Source organism: Candidatus Palauibacter australiensis (genome assembly GCA_026705295.1).
GTDB classification, from domain to species: Bacteria; Gemmatimonadota; Gemmatimonadetes; order Palauibacterales; family Palauibacteraceae; genus Palauibacter; species Palauibacter australiensis.
This window is the reverse complement of record JAPPBA010000076.1, coordinates 1-15,978: the sequence shown is the minus strand read 5'-3', so window position 1 is coordinate 15,978 and position 15,978 is coordinate 1. Positions and strand designations below refer to the sequence as shown.

Sequence of the window (15,978 nt, the reverse complement as noted above, 5' to 3'; positions counted from 1 at the left end):
CGGGGACGGCTGTCCGCCCCCGCCATACTCAGCGGTTGGCTTAGTACATTCCGCCCATGCCGCCACCCGGCATGCCGCCGGCGGCCGCCGCGGGATCCTCCGCCTCGGGCCGCTCCACCACGACCGCCTCGGTCGTGAGCAGCAGACCCGCGATCGAGGCTGCGTTCTGGAGCGCGGTACGGGTGACCTTGGTCGGATCGATGACGCCCGCCTTCACCATGTCCTCGTACTCGCCCGTGGCCGCGTTGTAGCCGGTGTTACGGCCATCCGCCTCCCGGACCTTCTCGACGATGATCGAGCCCTCGGCCCCGGCGTTCGACGCGATCGTGCGCACCGGCTCCTCAACCGCGCGGCGCACGATCCGGATCCCGATCGTCTCGTCGGCATCCGAGCCCTCGACGCCCTCCAGCGCCCCCTGGCTCCGCAGCAGCGCCACGCCGCCGCCGGGCACGATGCCCTCTTCGACGGCCGCGCGCGTCGCGTGCAGCGCGTCCTCGACGCGGGCCTTCTTCTCCTTCATCTCGGTCTCGGTCGCGGCGCCCACGTTGATCACCGCCACGCCGCCGGCCAGCTTCGCCAGCCGCTCCTGCAGCTTCTCGCGGTCGTAGTCGGACGTGGACTTGTCGATCGCGACCTTGATCTCGCTGATGCGGCCCTGGATCCGATCTGCGTCGCCAGCGCCGTCAACGACCGTCGTGTTGTCCTTGTCGATGACGATCCGCTTCGCCTGGCCGAGGTCGCCGACCACCGTGTTCTCGAGCTTGAAGCCGAGTTCCTCGGAGATCACCTGGCCGCCCGTGAGGATCGCGATGTCCTGCAGCATCTGCTTGCGGCGGTCGCCGAAGCCCGGAGCCTTGACGGCCGCGACCTTCAGCGTTCCGCGCAGCTTGTTGACGACGAGCGTGGCCAGCGCCTCGCCCTCGACATCCTCCGCCACGATCAGGAGGGGCTTGCCCATCTGGGCGACCTTCTCGAGGACCGGCAGCAGGTCCTTCATGGCCGAGATCTTCTTGTCGTGAATCAGGATGATCGGCTCGTCGAGGACGACCTCCATCTTGTCCGGATCCGTGACGAAGTACGGCGACAGATAACCGCGGTCGAACTGCATCCCGTCCACGGTCTCCAGCTCGGTCTCGAGGCCGCGGGCCTCCTCGACCGTGATGACGCCGTCCTTGCCGACCTTCTCCATCGCGTCGGCGATCAGCTCGCCGATCTCCTGGTCGCTGTTCGCCGAAATGGCGGCAACCTGGGCGATTTCCGTCTTGCCCGAGGTCTCGACGGAGATCGAGTGGAGGTTCGCGACGATCGCTTCGACGGACTTGTCGATGCCGCGCTTGAGCGCCATCGGATTCGCGCCCGCCGTCACGCTCTTGAGGCCTTCGGTGAAGATCGACTGCGCGAGCACCGTCGCCGTCGTCGTGCCGTCACCCGCCGCGTCGGACGTCTTCGTCGCGACTTCCTTCACCATCTTCGCGCCGAGGTCCTCGACCGGGTCGTCCAGCTCGACTTCCTTCGCGACCGTCACGCCGTCCTTCGTGATCGTCGGGCTGCCGAACTTCTTCTCAAGAACCACGTTCCTCCCCTTGGGGCCGAGCGTGACCTTGACCGCGCGCGCAAGCTTGTCCACGCCCGCCTTCAGGCGCTGCCGTGCCGCGGTATCGAATTCAAGATCCTTCGCCATTTCGTCTCCTTCGCCCGGTCACTCGGGCGCATCAGTCAACGGTTTTGAACCGCCGTCTCCCGCTCCAGCGGCTAGAGGACGGCCAGAACGTCGCTTTCCTTCACGATCAGGTAGTCATCGCCATCCAGCGACACCTCGGTCCCGGCGTACTTGCCGTAGAGAACCCGGTCTCCGGCCTTGACTTCCATCGGGATGCGCGCGCCGTCGTCATTCATGCGGCCGGGACCGACGGCGACGACGGTGCCCTGCTGCGGCTTCTCCTTCGCGGTGTCCGGAATGTACAGACCACCGCGCATCTCCTCGGTCTCTTCGAGCGGCGCGACAACGATGCGGTCGGCCATGGGGGAGATGTTCAGTTTCGTGTTCGAGGCGGTTGCCATCTTGCCTGTCCCTCCTTGGACCTTCGGTGTTGGGTTGTCCTTCCGGTGAAAGCCGCGAGGGATCCCGCGGCTGTTAGCACTCTGGCACGGCGAGTGCTAAGGCGAGGCGAAGATATGCGGGTGCAGGGTTCCGATCAAGGGGCTTCGGACAGCCGACGCGCGCGGCCTCGTCACCGGCCGTCGGGAGCGGCCGCCGCACAGGTTCGCGAGATGAGCCCGCCGGCTGCGGGGGGTTATGAAACCCGCCTTGTACGCCTATCGTAGGGGCGGCCAGAAAGGGAGGTCGACATGTTTCGTGCAGCAGTAGTGCTGGTGGCCGCGGGCGCGGTGGGTCTGTGGGTGACGGGGATCCTCTTCTCCGTCGTCCTGCCCCTCGTGTGGATGGTCGTTAAGGTCGCGATCTTCGTCGCGGTTTTCTACCTGGTCGTGCGGATGATCAATCCGGAGTTCGCGAACAAGATGAAGGAGAAGTGCTGCGGCACCGCTGCTTACTTCCGCGGGTCCTGAAGCCGGACGCGGGCCGTTCGCGGCCCTTGGCTGCTAGCCGTCGGCGCCGGCCGGCGGTTCGAACAGGTATCGGTCCGCGATCGCGAGGCCGGTGATCGTCAGCGCCGGTTCAATGCGGTCCACGGTGCGGCAGTGCGGCCCCACGACTCGCGCGAGTCCGCCCGTCGCAACGATGAGCGGCTCGCGCTCCCATTCCGCGACGATCCGCCGCACGATGCCGTCGATCCCCTCCACAACCGAGTAGAAGCCGCCGCTCCGCAGACAGTCCTTCGTATTGCGGCCGATGACCCGGGCCGGTTTCTCCACATGGATCTGCGGGAGCTGCGCCGTCGCGCGCGCGAGCTGGTCCGTTCCGGCCGTGGGCCCGGGCGCGATGACGCCGCCCACAAAGACGCCATCGGCGGTAATGCAATCGAAGGTCGTCGCCGTCCCCAGATCCACGACGATGGTGTCACGACGGTAGAGTTCCGCCGCGGCAAGCGTGTTCGCGATGCGGTCGGCGCCAACTTCCAGGGGGTGGTCGACGTCCAGCCGGACGGGGATCGGCGAGCCGCCGTTGAGGAAGCACAACGGGGCGTCGAGCGTCCTCCCCACCGCGAGCCAGACGCGGTGCAGCGTGGGGACGACGGAGGCGACCACGATCCGCTCGGGAGCGGGCAGTTCGCGGGCCCCGAGGAGCCCCCGGATCTGGAGTCCGATCTCGTCCGCCGTGCGGCGGCGGTCCGTCGCGATCCGCCACGTGTGCACGGGGGTGAGATCCTCGAACCACCCGAGGACGGATTCGGTGTTCCCGATGTCTACGGTGAGGAGCATGGGATCAGCCTACGCCGGGAGCGATGGAACCCGCGACGACGCGGCGCAGGGCGCCCCCGCGCGGCCGCAGCAGAAGGGCGCCGTCCGGAGCGATCCCGGCCGCGAGGCCGACGGTGGGTTCGCGGTCCGAGAGCCGGTGCTCGACCCAGCGATTCTTCAACCAGTCGAGACGGTCGAGCTCCTCGAGCGACGCCGCGTCGAGTGAAGTCGGTACGCGGGGGAGTCGGCGCTCGAGTCCCGCCACCACCCCATCCGCGACGTCGACGAGGGGCGTCGGATCCACGCAGTCGGCCAGGGCCACCGCGCCGTCCACGTCATCCGGCAGTCGGTCGGATTCGACGTTGATGCCGACACCGACGACGAGGAAGGCCTCCTGGCCATCCGCCCGGGCCGTCTCCGCCAGGATGCCGCCGAGCTTTCGCTCCCGCCCCATGAGGTCGTTGGGCCATTTCACGGCCGCGCCGAGGCCCGGGAAGCGCTGGTTCAGTTCGCGCGCGAGATCGACGCCGGCCACGACCGTGACGAGCGGCGGAACGGTGGCGGCACGAGGGCGGAACGCCATGGTGAGATAGACGCCGGCGCCCGCCGGAGACGCCCAGCTCCGCCCCGCCCTTCCCCGCCCGGCCGTCTGCTGGCGGCAGAGCACGATCGTGCCGGACGGCGCCCCGGCTTCCATCAACTCGCGGGCGAGATCGTTCGTCGAAGGGATGCGGTCGAAGGCGAAGACCGACTCCCGGTCCCAGCGCTCGCGCAGCGCTCCGATGGGCTTTCCCGCCCAGTCTTCCACTCCTTCTGCGAGCATGGTCGCTCCGGCGTCAGTCATTCGACGGTCATCCGCGCAGCGCCGGCCAGATCGCGGCGGCGGCCAGGTACCCTCCGCCGATGAGCCAGCAGTACCAGGCGAAGCGGTGGAATACACGCCTTTCAAGCATCCGCAGGAAGATACGAATGGCGAAGACCCCTGACAGGACCGCGGCCGCGAAGGCGATCGAGAGGGGCAGCACGCCCGCCGCGAGGCCGCCTCCCCCGAGACCCGGCGCCTGCAGCACGGCCGCCCCTCCGATCGCGGGGATGGAGAGGAGGAACGAGAACTCGGCCGCGCGGCGGGGCTCGACGCCGGCGGCGGTCGCCGCGGCCAGGGTGCTCCCGGAGCGGGAAATGCCGGGCAGGATGGCGACGGCCTGCGCCAGGCCGATCGCCAGCGCCCCGGTGACCGCCGGCCGGGTGCGCGTGGCCCGGCGAGACAGGCGCCGGATCGACCAGACGACGGCCCCGGTGACGAGCAGCATCGCCGCCGCGAGCACGGGCTGCTCGAATGTGGGCTCCAAGGCACCCCGCAGGCCGACCCCGACGGCGGCGGCAGGGAGCGTGGCCACCGCCAGGAGTCCGACATCTCCGATACTCCCGCGATCCGCCGAGCACACGCCCCGCACCAGCGCCGCGAGGCGTCGGCGGTAGACCCAGCACACGGCGCACAGCGTCGCGACGTGCACGGTGACCTCGAACTGGACGCCGGGGAGTTCGATCCCGAACAGCGCCTGCCCGAGCACGAGATGCCCGGAACTCGACACGGGCAGGAACTCGGTGAGGCCCTGGACGACGCCGAGGACGAAGGCCTCGAACGGGTTCACTCTGTCCGAACCCCGGAGCGGTCCGCGTCGGCCAGGACGCTGCGGTAGAGCGATTCGTAGCGGGGGACGATGCGGTCGATCGTGAAGCGCTCGAGGGACCGGTCCCGCGCCGCACGCGAGAACGCGTCCCAGCGCGCCTCATCGCTCAGCAGCGCGATCGCCGATGTCGCCATGGCGTCGACCGCTCCGACCGGATGGAGGTAGCCGGTCACGCCGTGCTCCACGACTTCGTCGAGGCCCGTCCCGGAGGACCCCACCACGGGAACGCCGGAAGCCTGCGCTTCCAGCGCCACGAGCCCGAAGGACTCCTGCTCGCTTGGGAGCAGGAAGAGATCCGCACTGGCAAGGAGTTCGGCGACGGAGTCGATCTTGCCGAGGAAGACCACGCGGTCCGCCATGCCCAGATCCCCGGCGATCTCCGCGGCGCGCTGCCGCTCCGGACCGTCTCCCACCAGGATGAGGCGGGCCGGCAGGGCGCGCTGGATCCGCGCGAACATCTCCATGAGGTCCGGAATTCGCTTGACCGCGCGAAAATTCGAGATGTGCATCACGACCTTCTCTCCCGCCCGCGCGAGCCGGTGCCGACCCCGGTGGCGCCCGCGGTCGTAGATCTTCGGATCGACGAAGTTCGGGATGACCTCGATCGCGCAGCGACTGCAGTCGAAGTCGCGGTGGGTCCGCTCGCGGAGCCACTCGGAGACGGCGGTGATCCGATCGGACTTCTCGATCGAGAAGCGCGTGATCGACCAGTAGGACGGATCCTGGCCCACGAGCGTGATGTCCGTGCCGTGCAGCGTCGTCACGAGCTTCACGTCGCGACCCCCGTCCCGCAGCATGTCGCGCGCGATCCATCCCGCCGTGGCGTGCGGAATCGCGTAATGCACGTGGAGGAGGTCGAGTCCCTCGCCCCGCGCCACCTCGTGCATCGTGACGGCGAGGGCGAGCGAGTAGGGGGGATACTCGAACAGCGGGTAGCGATTGACCTCGACTTCGTGGAAGTAGACGCCATCGATGAAGTGGGTGAGACGGAACGGCTGGGCATAGGAGATGAAGTGTACCTCGTGCCCCCTGCGGGCGAGGCCGAGCCCCAGCTCGGTCGCAATCGCCCCGGAGCCCCCGTACGTCGGATAGCACGTGATCCCGATCTTCATCGTCCCGTCTTCATCCTGATTCGCGCCAGTCGGCTGCAATGCGGCGCGCAAGTTGCCCCGGCGTCGTCGACCCGTCCAGCACCCGAAGCACGACAGCGTCCTCGGGGACCTGGTGGCGGAACCATGTCCGCTGCCGGCGGGCGTAACGCCAGGTAGCCCTCGACACGCGCGCGATCGTTTCGTCCACCCCCGCCTCGCCCCGGACGAGCGCCGCCACGTCCGCGTAGCCCAGCGCGTCGAAGGCGCGCGATCCGTCGAGGCCGCGTGCCAGGAGGTCGCGAACCTCCTCCGGCCAGGCGCCACCGCGGATCAGCGCCTCGGCGCGGTGCTCGATCCGTTCGCGGAGAAGCGGCCCGGGCCACTCCAGCACATAGGTCGCGGTCCTCAGCGGCGCGCGTTCGGACGGGGCGCTCGTCATCCAGCGGGTGAGCGGCTCGCCCGTCAGGAGCGCCAGCTCCACCGTGCGCGCGGCGCGCTGCCGGTCGAGCGGACGGCGCCGCTCGGCCAGCGCCGGATCGAGGCGTGCCGCCCAGCGGGCGAGTTCCTCCCGTTCGAGCGGGTCCAGCCAGGCGTGCAGCGCCGCCCGGCGCGCCGGGTCGAGCGGGGGCTCCTCGAACATCGGGTGCGTGAGCGCACGCAGGAACAATCCTGTCCCGCCGGCGAGGAGGGGGACGCGACCCCGGGCACGGATCTCGGTGAGCCAGCGGGTCGCCAGGCGTGCGAAGCGACCCGCGCCGTAGCGTTCGTGTGGGTCGAGAAAGCCGACGCCGAGGTGCGGCGCGGCCGCGAGTTCGCCGACCGAGGGTGCCGCGGTCCCGATGGCGAAGCCCCGGTACGCCTGGCGGCTGTCCATGGAAATGACCTCGCCATCCAGCCGGCGCGCGACCTCGATGGCGACGGACGTCTTGCCCGAGGCCGTAGGCCCCGCGATGACGGGCACGGGCGAACTCCCCACGGGTGCGGCGGCTACCCGCGGCCGAACCGCCGGTCGAGCTCCTCGACGCTCAGGCGCACGATCGTCGGGCGGCCGTGGACATCGTGTCCGGGCAGCGGCGTCGCGAACAACCGGTCGAAAAGTTCCCTCGCCTCTTCCGGCGAGATGGGCTCGCCCGCCTTGATGGCTCCCCTGCACGCCATGCTCTTCGCGAGGCGCTCGTGCTGGTTGCGCGCCGTGTCCACGAGCGGCGAGCCCTCTGCCAGTTCCCGCACCATCTCGCGCAGGCAGCGCTCGGCGTCGAACCGGGAGTGGGGCTGAGGGGCCGCGGTCAGAATCCAGGTCCGCTCGCCGAACGGCTCCAACTCGAAACCCTGCCGGGCGAGCAATCCGGCCAGGTCCTCGAGCGCCTCGGCCTCCGGGGGGGAGAACTGCAGGGTGACGGGAAAGAGCAGCGCCTGGGAGGTGCCTCCTCCGGTTTCGAACCGCGCCATGATCTCCTCGTAGAGCACGCGCTCGTGCGCCGAGTGCTGGTCGACGATGAGGAGCCCCTCGCGGGTCGCGGCCAGGATGTAACGGTCGTGGAGTTGCCACAGTTCCGGACCGGCGAACGGCGCCTCCGCCGCGCCGCTCTGCCCGGCCGCGCCAGCTTCGACCCCCGGCCCGCCCGGCCCGCCGGCGTCGTCGCGTCCGGAGACGAAGAGCGCGAACTGCGGCATCTCCGCGGTCGGCTCGCCGCGAGGTTTCGCGGCGCGGCCGCGGGCGGACGTTCGATGCCCCGGCTCGGCGTCGGGCGCGCTGCCGCGGACCCCCACGGGCTTCGTCGAATCGAGCCGGGCCAGCGCGGCGCGCACGGCGTCGCGAACCGCCGTCTCGACGCTCTCGCGGTCGCGGAAGCGCACCTCCGCCTTGGCCGGATGGACGTTGACGTCCACCGCTGCGGGCGGGGTCTCGATGCGCAGGAAGAGGCTCGGCCGAAGACCCTCGACGACCGTCGTCCGGAACGCGTCATCCACCAGCCGCAGGAGGGCGGCATCCCGGAAGGGTCGACCGTTCACGAAGGTGTAGCGGCGCCCTCCCCTCGCGCGCGCCGCGTCGGGCCGCTGGATGAAGCCCCGGACGCGCACGGCCCCGCCCGCATCTTCCACGGGGATGAGCGTGGGGGCGAGGTCGCCCCAGAGCTGTCCGATCCGTGCGAGCCAGTCCCGCGCGGGGGCGAGATCCATGGACGCGCGGCGATTCGACTCGAGGCGAAAGCCGACGGCCGGGTTCGCGAGCGCGAGGAGCACGAGCGCCTCGCCCGCGGCCCGCGTCTCGGCGGCCGAACTCCGGAGGAACTTCGCACGCGCGGGAAGGTCGTGGAACAGCGCGCGGACCGTCACCGTCGTCCCGCGCCGACGCGGGACGTCATCGACGCTGCGGATGCGCCCGAAGTCCACGCGCGCCCGCACGCCCTCTTCCGGACTCAGCGCCGTGTGCAGTTCGAAACGGCTGACCGCCGCGATGGAGGGCAGCGCCTCGCCGCGGAAGCCGAAGGAGCGCACGCTCCGCAGATCGTCCACGCTCCGGATCTTGCTTGTCGCGTGCCGGTCCAGGGCGAGCACGGCGTCCTCGCGATTCATCCCGCTCCCGTCGTCCGAGACCCGGATCTCGGTCTTTCCACCGTTGCGGAGCGTGACCTCGACGCGACGCGCCCCGGCATCGACTGCGTTCTCGGCGAGTTCCTTCACGACGGAGGCCGGACGCTCCACCACCTCGCCCGCCGCGATCTGGTTCGCGACATGGTCGGGCAGGATCTGAACGCCGCCCGCCCCCGGGCGGTTCACGCCTCGTCCTCCACGCCGTAGAAGCGGCGGGCGTTGCCCGCCGTGAGCGCCGCGGCTTCCTCGAAGGACATGCCGCGCACCTGCGCCAGCCGCTCGCACGTGTGCGTGAGGTAGGCGGGTTCGTTTCGGCGTCCGCGGCGGGGAGCGGGCGCCAGGTAGGGGGCGTCCGTCTCGATGAGGAGCCGCTCCGCCGGCACCGCGCGGGCCCACTCGGCCAGCTCGGGGACGAACGTGATGAGGCCCGAAAAGGAGACGTACCAGTCGGCATCCAGGGCGGCATGGAGGAGTGCTTCGCCTCCCGTGAAGCAGTGCAGCACTCCGGCGGCGCCGTCGCCGTACTCCCTCACCCGCTCCGCCGTCTCGGCCTCCGCGGAGCGCGAGTGTACGACGACCGGCAGACCGAGCCGGGCCGCGAGCCCGAGGTGCGCCTCGAAGTTCTCCAGCTGCGCCGTCCGGGCCGCATTGTCGTAATGGAAATCGAGCCCCGTCTCGCCGATCGCGACGACCTCCGGGGCTTCGGCGATGCGGTCGATCTCGCTCATGAGGGAGGCCGAGGTCCGGTCCGCCGCGTGGGGATGAAGTCCCGCCGTCGCCCACAGACCGGGCGTCCGCGCGGCCAGCGCCCGCGCCTGCTCGGCGTCCTCGGGATCCGAGGCGACCGTGACCATCCGGTGTACGCCCCGCGCGCGGGCCCGGTCCACCACCTCTTCGAGATCGGGGGCGAAGCGGGCCGCCGTCAGATGAAGGTGCGAGTCGAAGAGCGTCGTCCCGGCTCCCGTACCGGTCACGCCTGGCCCGGTGCCGCTAGGTGCGGGCGGCGATCGCGGAGCGCCTGCGCGCCCGGTCGTGAATCTCGACGAGCACGGGCGACGCCACGAAGATCGAGGAATACGTCCCGATGAGCACGCCGATGATGAGCACGCCCGCGAAGGGCCGAATCACGGCACCCCCGATCACGACCAGCGAGAGCAGCGCGATCAGCGTCGTGCCGCTGGTGAGAACCGTTCGGGGCAGCGTCTCGTTCAGGCTGCGGTTAAGCGTCGCGTCGTACGGTTCCTTCCGCTTCTTTCTGAGATTCTCCCGTACGCGGTCGAAGACGACGATCGTGTCGTTGAGCGAATATCCGATGATCGTGAGGATCGCGGCGACGGTCGCGAGGTTGATCTCGATGTCGAACAGCGAGATGAACCCGAAGGTGATGAGCATGTCGTGCACCGTCGCGATGACGGCGGCGACGCCGAACCGCCACTCGAAGCGGAAGGCGAGGTAGATCAGGGTCAGGAGGAAGGAAAGCAGCACGGCGATGACCGCGGTGCGCTGGAACTCGTCCCCCACTTTGGCGCTCAACGTATCGCCGCGCGCGATCTCGAAGCTGGCCGCGGAGTACTGCGTCTCGAGGCTCGCCCTGATCTGGTCCCGGATCGCGTTCTGGTCCTCCTCCTCCCCGACCGGCACGCGCAACAGAAAATCGTACGTCTCCGCTCCGACCGTCCGCAGCTGCTGAATCTGCACGCCCGTCGTGCCGCCGACCGACAGTGCGTCGCGGATCTGACCCACATCGGTCATCTGCGAGAACTGGACCTCGAGCAGGACGCCTCCCGTGAACTCCACGCCCGTCCGCAGCCCGCCGCGAAAGATGATCGACAGGAGGCCGATCGTGATGATCGCGGCCGACGCGAAGTACGCCGGCCGGCGCATGGAAAGGAACTTGTAGCTCGCGTTCTGGAAGACCCTCATGATGACTTCGTTCCTATATGCTCACGGACTCCCGGGAGCCGCGTCGGTTCAGGTACATGATGAAGAGCGTCCGCGTCACGTAGATCGCGGAGAAGAACGACGCGAGGATCCCGATGCAGAGCGTCACCGCGAAGCCCTGCACCGCGCCGGTCCCGAACTGGAAGAGGATGATCCCGGTGATGAGTGTCGTGAGGTTCGCGTCGATGATCGCCGACAGGGCGTTGCCGAATCCCGCGTCCACCGCCGTGCGCGGCGTCTTCCCCGCCGCGAGTTCCTCGCGCACCCGTTCGAAGATGAGGACGTTCGCATCCACCGCCATGCCGATGGAGAGGATGAGACCCGCGATGCCCGGCAGGGTGAGCGTCGCCTCGAGGCCGGCCAGACCGCCCAGCATGAAGATGACGTACGTGAGCAGCGCCCCGACGGCGAGTATTCCTGCCGCCCGGTAGTAGATCATCATGATGATGATCACGCCGACGATCCCGATGATGAAGGCGGTGCGGCCCTGCCGGATGGAATCTTCGCCGAGCGAGGCGCTCACGTTGCGCTCCTCGACCACTTCGATCGGCATGGGCAGCGCACCGGCCCGAAGGACGAGCGCGAGTTCCTGCGCCTCCTGGAAGGACGCTCCGGGGGTGAGTTCGATCTGGGCGCGACGGCTCAGAACGCTGCGGATGACGGCGTAGCTCTGGACCCGGTCGTCAAGGACGATGGCCATGTTCTGGCCGATATTGCGCGCCGTACCGCGCTCGAAGACCCGCGAGCCGCGCCGGGTCGTCTCGAAGGGGACGATCGGCTGGTTGAACGTCGGGTCGCGGTTCGCCGGACCCGCGTCCTGAAGCATGTCGCCCGTGATGAGTGGCTCCGCATCGAGCACATAGAGCGGCACGTAGGATCCCGCGCCCGCCCCGACCTGCTCCACTCCCCAGTGTAGCGTGACGCCCCTGGGGAGCGCTTCCCGAACGCCCTCGAGTTCCAGCCAGGCCGCCGCCGTAGGCTGATCCTCCTGCGGCACCAGGTACTCGCCGAGGATCCGTCCCTGTCCGAGCAGGGCAGCGAGCGGCCGCGCGGTGGCTTCATCCACCGCGTCGGCAGCCTCCTCTTCGGTCGCGAGCGAATCGGCGGCCGGATCCTCCCCGTCGGCCGGGCCCTCTCCTTCGACCGCATCCTCCGCGTCGGCCGCGTCCTCCGCCGTGGCGGAATCGGCGGCGCCGCCGAGGATGTCGCTGAGGTCGACTTCCGGCTCGGTCTCCAGCGTCGTGACCTGGAGGTTCTCGATCCCCACCTCGTTCACGATCGCGCGGTCGATCCGCTCGAGGGCGTCCATGAACTCCTGACCGTCCGTGACGATCTTGAACTCCATGAACGCGGTCTCCGTGGCGATCCGCTTCGCCTGTTCCGAGTCGTCGACCCCCGCGAGTTCGATGATGATCCGGTTGCCCGAGCGTTGGACGGTCGGCTCGCGGACGCCGAACTCGTCGATCCGGTTCCGAATCGTCGTGAGCGTGCGTTCGACCGCATCGTCGAGGTCCTGACCGCTCAAGGTGTTCTCCGGGTCGTAGATCTCGACCGCGAGGTGCATGCCGCCCTGCAGGTCCAGTCCGAGCTTGAGCGGCCAGACCCGCTCGGACTCGCCCGTGACTTCGTCCACGATGGTCTCGGGAACCAGGGCGAAACCGCAAATGGCTACCAGAACGGCGATCCAGACCAATCGCCAGCGTACCGAACCGAACATCTAGATTGTCACCGTTCTTCGTGGGTCTCGTGATCGCGGGCCCGCGGCGGGGGCACGAGCGACCCCGGCCTGGCGGCCCGTGGCAAAGGGACGCAAAGCTAGCCCAGCGGCCCGTGAGAGGAAACTACGCGGCGTCTCGCGCCGGATGGTACGTTCCTAGGCGGCGGCGCGCCATCTCGGGCGGCGCGCGCCGGGCCCCGCGCGGGCGGGGCCTAAAACCCGGGGGCCCGGAGCGGCGAGGAAGCTCATGGCACAACACCGATCGGAGAACCGGTCCGGGACGCGCTCGCGCGGCCAACGCATCGGGCTGTGGCTCGGACCGCTCCTTTTCCTGCTGATGCTGCTGCTCGACCTCGAGCCGGGTCGGCCCGAAGTCACCCGCATGGCGGCGGTGGCCGTTCTCATGGCCACCTGGTGGATCACCGACGCGATTCCGCTGTTCGCGACCGCGCTGCTTCCGCTCTTCCTGTTCCCGGTCCTTGGCATCGAACGGACCGGGGAGACGGCGCCCATCTACTTCAACAGCACGATCGTGCTCTTCCTCGGCGGCTTCATGATCGCGCTCACGATGGAGAAGTGGGACGTCCACCGGCGAATCGCCCTCTGGGTCATCCGCGCGGTGGGCGGCGGCCCCGCCCGCATCGTGCTTGGCTTCATGCTCGCGGCGGCCTTCCTCTCCATGTGGATTTCGAACACCGCCACCGCGATCATGATGGTCCCGGTCGGACTTGCCGTCATCCTCCGCATGGAGGAGCAGTTCGGGCGCGGCCGGACGCGCGCCTTCTCGGTGTCGATCATGCTGGGAATCGCGTACGCCTGCTCGGCCGGCGGGATCGCGACGCTGGTCGGCACGCCGCCGAACCTCTCCCTCCAGCGCATCTTCGCGATCACCTTCCCGGACGCCCCGCACATCTCCTTTGGCGTGTGGTTCGTCATGGCGCTTCCGATCGCGGCGCTCATGCTCGTCTTCGCGTGGATCCTGATCACCCGGGTCTTCTTCCGCGTGCCCGATGAGGTCTCGGTCGACCGCGATGTCGTGGAGTCCGAGATGCGGAAGCTCGGCCCCGTGGCCTTCGAGGAGCGGGCGATCCTCGCCGTCTTCGCCGCGACGGCCCTGCTGTGGGTGTTCCGGGCGCCGATCGAGATCGGCCGGCTTGCGATCCCGGGCTGGTCGTCGCTCCTGCCCTACGGTCACCTGATCGACGACGGGACCGTGGCGATCACGATGGCCTCCATTCTCTTTCTCGTCCCCACGAGGTCGCCCGGCGCAAAGACCGCCACGGTCATGGGACCCGGCGTGGTGCGCCGGCTCCCGTGGAACATCGTGCTGCTGTTCGGGGGAGGCTTCGCCCTCGCGCACGGCTTCCAGACCACCGGGCTGGCGCGGTTCGTCGGGGAAGGATTCAGCGGGCTGTCGACGGTGCCGCCGCTCGTGCTGATCCTCGTCATCTGCCTCGCGATGACGTTCCTCACCGAACTCACCTCGAACACGGCGACGACGGAGATGGTGCTCCCGATCTTCGCGGCGGTGGCCGTGGCGACCGGCGTTCACCCGCTCCTGCTGATGGTGCCGGCGACGCTCTCCGCCTCGTGCGCCTTCATGATGCCGGTGGCGACGCCGCCCAACGCGGTGGTGTTCGGGAGCAACCGGGTGAGGATCGCGGAGATGGCGCGGGTGGGACTGTTCCTCAACCTCATCGGCGCGATCGTGATCACGCTGATCTTCCGCGCCGTGGGGCCGCTCCTGTTCGGGATCGAGCCCGGCGTCCTGCCGGACTGGGCGCACCTCGGCTCGTAGCAGAAAAAATCACGGGCGGGGGGCCGCGGAGGCGGCCGGACCGCGGGGAACGGCCCGGCCGCCACAGCCCCTGGAGACTGCCCGGACCGGCGGTTACATGCCGGAGGCGTGCGCTCCCATCACGAGCCAGTGCAGCATGAGACCCCCGTCCTCGCCTCGCGAGTAGAGCCCCGCGAAGTGGCCGCCCCCGGCCCCGTCCGGACCCTCGGTGCCGTAGGTGCCGATGCCGACCACATGACCCTCGTCCAGCTCGTGCGCGGACCAGCCGCTGATCCCGCTGAACGTCACGCCCGCGTCGAACATCGCCTGCAGCCCTTCCTCCACGGCCGCGCGACCCTCGCGGGCCCGCTCGCCCGGCATCATCGCGACCGCGTTCTCCGTGAAGGTGTTCGCGACCATCGAGGCGTGCCCCATGTTGTAGTGCGTGGCGAAGTAGTCGCCGCTCGCCTGGATGAGGTCGCCCCCCATCCCCTCGGGCATGTCCATCATCTGGCCGGCGGACATCGACTGGTCGGGCGTGTCGTAGTTGCTCACGACCCCCTTGAGCGACCACTCGCCGTCCACGTTCTCGGCCACCGCCATGTAGTACCCGGAGTTCCGGGCCTCCGCTCCGTCCACCGTGCCGGTGAGGACGTAGTGTCCGCGCGAAACGATCTGGTCGCCGAAGCCCATGGTTTCGCCCGGATGGATCGCGAGCTGCGAGCCCTCCGCGTCGATCCGCGCCTGGAGGGCGGCGCCGACCGCCTCGCTCCCGTAGACCATGGCGCCGGAGGCGCTCCAGAGGAGTCCGTCCTCGGAGTAGCGGCCGCCGACCATGCTGCCGTGACCCATGTTGAAATGAGTCTCGTAGTAATCGGTGATTTCCGTCATCGCCGCTTCGGCATCGGACATGGCCGGGGCATCGTCCATCGCCTCCGTCATCTCCTCCGTCGTCGCGGCTTCTTCCGTCTCCGCCCCGCCACAGGCGATGGTCAGAGCCAGGGCGAAGGGAGCCAGGGTGCGGATGCGCATCGGGGTACCTCCTTCGAAATAAGACGCCGCGCCCTCCGCACGCGTGCCTTTCACTGCGGCGAACGTCGACGAGACAAGGCGTAACTGCCGGAACGTTAGGCGTTTCAAGGCGGATCCGTCAATGCGGCGGGCGTGCGGATCGGCCGGGGCAGCCGGACCGGCGAGGTTGGCCCGCCATTCCGCCCCCGCTTACGTTGAGCGCCCGGGTCGAAGACCGTGACCCCTTCCATACTTTTTCCCGAACCGGAAAGCCATAGCATGGTCCAGATCGTGCGCAGTACACGCCCCCTCGTCCTCATCCTTAGCCTCTCGCTCCTCGTCGTGGCCACGGGCTGCATCCGGCCCTTCGCCAGGCCCGCGCCCGCCCCGACCGCCTCGGCCGGAGGGGGACCCGGCCCCCGCGGCGGCGGCGATGACGAAGACGGGCCGGAGCCCTATGCCGAAGTCGTCACGGAGGAAGCGGTCACGGATTCGGGGATGGTCCACGTCCACCGGGTGGACGACAAATGGCTGTTCGAGATTCCGGAGGAGGTTCTGGGGCGCGACATCCTCCTCGTGAGCCGTCTGGCGGCGGTTCCCGAGGGGATGGGCTACGGAGGCCAGAAGGCGAATACGCAGGTCCTTCGCTGGGAGAGGAACGGATCCGACGACGAGCGAATCTTCCTCCGCGTCGTGCGACACACGAACGTGGCGGACGAGGCTCTTCCGGTGGCGCGGGCGGTGCGGGGCGCGAACTTCGAGCCGATCCTGCGGGCCTTCGACATCGAGGCGCTG

At 69.3% G+C, this 15,978-nt stretch carries 15 protein-coding genes; 3 read left to right on the top strand and 12 right to left on the bottom strand.

The features are described 5' to 3' along the window. Positions 1–40 precede the first annotated feature (40 nt). On the bottom strand, positions 41–1,681 hold the full coding sequence (gene groL, locus OXN85_05680; protein MCY3599440.1) for a chaperonin GroEL: 1,641 nt from the start codon (positions 1,679–1,681) through the stop codon (positions 41–43). 71 nt (positions 1,682–1,752) lie between these two features. After that, positions 1,753–2,061 carry a co-chaperone GroES gene (gene groES, locus OXN85_05675; protein ID MCY3599439.1) on the bottom strand — a complete coding sequence of 103 codons (309 nt, stop codon included), beginning with the start codon at positions 2,059–2,061 and terminating at the stop codon, positions 1,753–1,755. Between the two features lie 288 nt (positions 2,062–2,349). On the opposite strand from groES, the gene OXN85_05670 reads away from it, so the two are divergent. Beyond that, the gene (locus OXN85_05670; GenBank protein MCY3599438.1) at positions 2,350–2,568 is read left to right on the top strand and encodes a hypothetical protein; all 219 of its coding nucleotides are present in this window, start codon (positions 2,350–2,352) and stop codon (positions 2,566–2,568) included. A gap of 33 nt (positions 2,569–2,601) precedes the next feature. Here OXN85_05670 and OXN85_05665 read toward each other — a convergent pair whose 3' ends face one another. The 9 genes from OXN85_05665 to secD are packed head-to-tail and all read right to left on the bottom strand — an operon-like array spanning position 2,602 to position 12,395. Beyond that, positions 2,602–3,381: a type III pantothenate kinase gene (locus OXN85_05665; protein ID MCY3599437.1), complete on the bottom strand. Its 780-nt coding sequence runs from the start codon at positions 3,379–3,381 to the stop codon at positions 2,602–2,604. A 4-nt stretch (positions 3,382–3,385) separates the two neighbouring features. Beyond that, positions 3,386–4,204 (bottom strand): biotin--[acetyl-CoA-carboxylase] ligase, encoded by an 819-nt coding sequence (locus OXN85_05660; GenBank protein MCY3599436.1) that lies wholly within the window; start codon positions 4,202–4,204, stop codon positions 3,386–3,388. Positions 4,205–4,211: 7 nt separating this feature from the next. Next, complete coding sequence (locus tag OXN85_05655; GenBank protein MCY3599435.1) at positions 4,212–5,012, bottom strand: undecaprenyl-diphosphate phosphatase; 801 nt, start codon at positions 5,010–5,012, stop codon at positions 4,212–4,214. Next, positions 5,009–6,163, bottom strand: coding sequence for an N-acetyl-alpha-D-glucosaminyl L-malate synthase BshA (gene bshA / locus OXN85_05650; protein MCY3599434.1), 1,155 nt, complete (start codon positions 6,161–6,163; stop codon positions 5,009–5,011). Before bshA ends, OXN85_05655 begins: the two co-directional genes overlap by 4 nt. Before the next feature lie 10 nt (positions 6,164–6,173). Further along, a complete protein-coding gene (gene miaA, locus OXN85_05645; GenBank protein ID MCY3599433.1) occupies positions 6,174–7,103 on the bottom strand; it encodes a tRNA (adenosine(37)-N6)-dimethylallyltransferase MiaA in 930 nt (309 codons plus the stop codon). A 26-nt stretch (positions 7,104–7,129) separates the two neighbouring features. Continuing rightward, entirely contained in the window at positions 7,130–8,923 is a 1,794-nt protein-coding gene (mutL, locus tag OXN85_05640; protein ID MCY3599432.1) for a DNA mismatch repair endonuclease MutL, read from the bottom strand. Beyond that, positions 8,920–9,711 (bottom strand): TatD family hydrolase, encoded by a 792-nt coding sequence (locus tag OXN85_05635; protein MCY3599431.1) that lies wholly within the window; start codon positions 9,709–9,711, stop codon positions 8,920–8,922. The genes mutL and OXN85_05635 overlap by 4 nt, the downstream gene beginning before the upstream one ends. Positions 9,712–9,727: 16 nt before the next feature. Continuing rightward, entirely contained in the window at positions 9,728–10,660 is a 933-nt protein-coding gene (gene secF, locus OXN85_05630) for a protein translocase subunit SecF (GenBank protein ID MCY3599430.1), read from the bottom strand. A gap of 13 nt (positions 10,661–10,673) precedes the next feature. Further along, entirely contained in the window at positions 10,674–12,395 is a 1,722-nt protein-coding gene (secD, locus tag OXN85_05625; GenBank protein MCY3599429.1) for a protein translocase subunit SecD, read from the bottom strand. 247 nt (positions 12,396–12,642) lie between these two features. Here secD and OXN85_05620 point away from each other — a divergent pair, with 247 nt between their 5' ends. Beyond that, on the top strand, positions 12,643–14,193 hold the full coding sequence (locus tag OXN85_05620) for an SLC13 family permease (protein ID MCY3599428.1): 1,551 nt from the start codon (positions 12,643–12,645) through the stop codon (positions 14,191–14,193). A 93-nt stretch (positions 14,194–14,286) separates the two neighbouring features. Here the strand turns inward: OXN85_05620 and OXN85_05615 are convergent, their stop codons facing one another. After that, positions 14,287–15,204, bottom strand: coding sequence for a nuclear transport factor 2 family protein (locus tag OXN85_05615; protein MCY3599427.1), 918 nt, complete (start codon positions 15,202–15,204; stop codon positions 14,287–14,289). A 258-nt stretch (positions 15,205–15,462) separates the two neighbouring features. Between OXN85_05615 and OXN85_05610 the strand changes: the two genes are divergently transcribed. After that, positions 15,463–15,978 (top strand): DUF5118 domain-containing protein (locus OXN85_05610; GenBank protein ID MCY3599426.1); only part of this gene is annotated, 516 nt, incomplete at its 3' end.

Bases quoted from the DNA above. Each gene is read 5' to 3' on its own strand.
- OXN85_05670 (MCY3599438.1), top strand. From the start codon at position 2,350: ATGTTTCGTGCAGCAGTAGTGCTGGTGGCCGCGGGCGCGGTGGGTCTG.
- secF (MCY3599430.1), bottom strand. From the start codon at position 10,660: ATGAGGGTCTTCCAGAACGCGAGCTACAAGTTCCTTTCCATGCGCCGG.
- OXN85_05620 (MCY3599428.1), top strand. From the start codon at position 12,643: ATGGCACAACACCGATCGGAGAACCGGTCCGGGACGCGCTCGCGCGGC.
- OXN85_05615 (MCY3599427.1), bottom strand. From the start codon at position 15,204: ATGCGCATCCGCACCCTGGCTCCCTTCGCCCTGGCTCTGACCATCGCC.
- OXN85_05660 (MCY3599436.1), bottom strand. From the start codon at position 4,204: ATGACTGACGCCGGAGCGACCATGCTCGCAGAAGGAGTGGAAGACTGG.
- bshA (MCY3599434.1), bottom strand. From the start codon at position 6,163: ATGAAGATCGGGATCACGTGCTATCCGACGTACGGGGGCTCCGGGGCG.
- groL (MCY3599440.1), bottom strand. From the start codon at position 1,681: ATGGCGAAGGATCTTGAATTCGATACCGCGGCACGGCAGCGCCTGAAG.
- groES (MCY3599439.1), bottom strand. From the start codon at position 2,061: ATGGCAACCGCCTCGAACACGAAACTGAACATCTCCCCCATGGCCGAC.
- secD (MCY3599429.1), bottom strand. From the start codon at position 12,395: ATGTTCGGTTCGGTACGCTGGCGATTGGTCTGGATCGCCGTTCTGGTA.
- OXN85_05665 (MCY3599437.1), bottom strand. From the start codon at position 3,381: ATGCTCCTCACCGTAGACATCGGGAACACCGAATCCGTCCTCGGGTGG.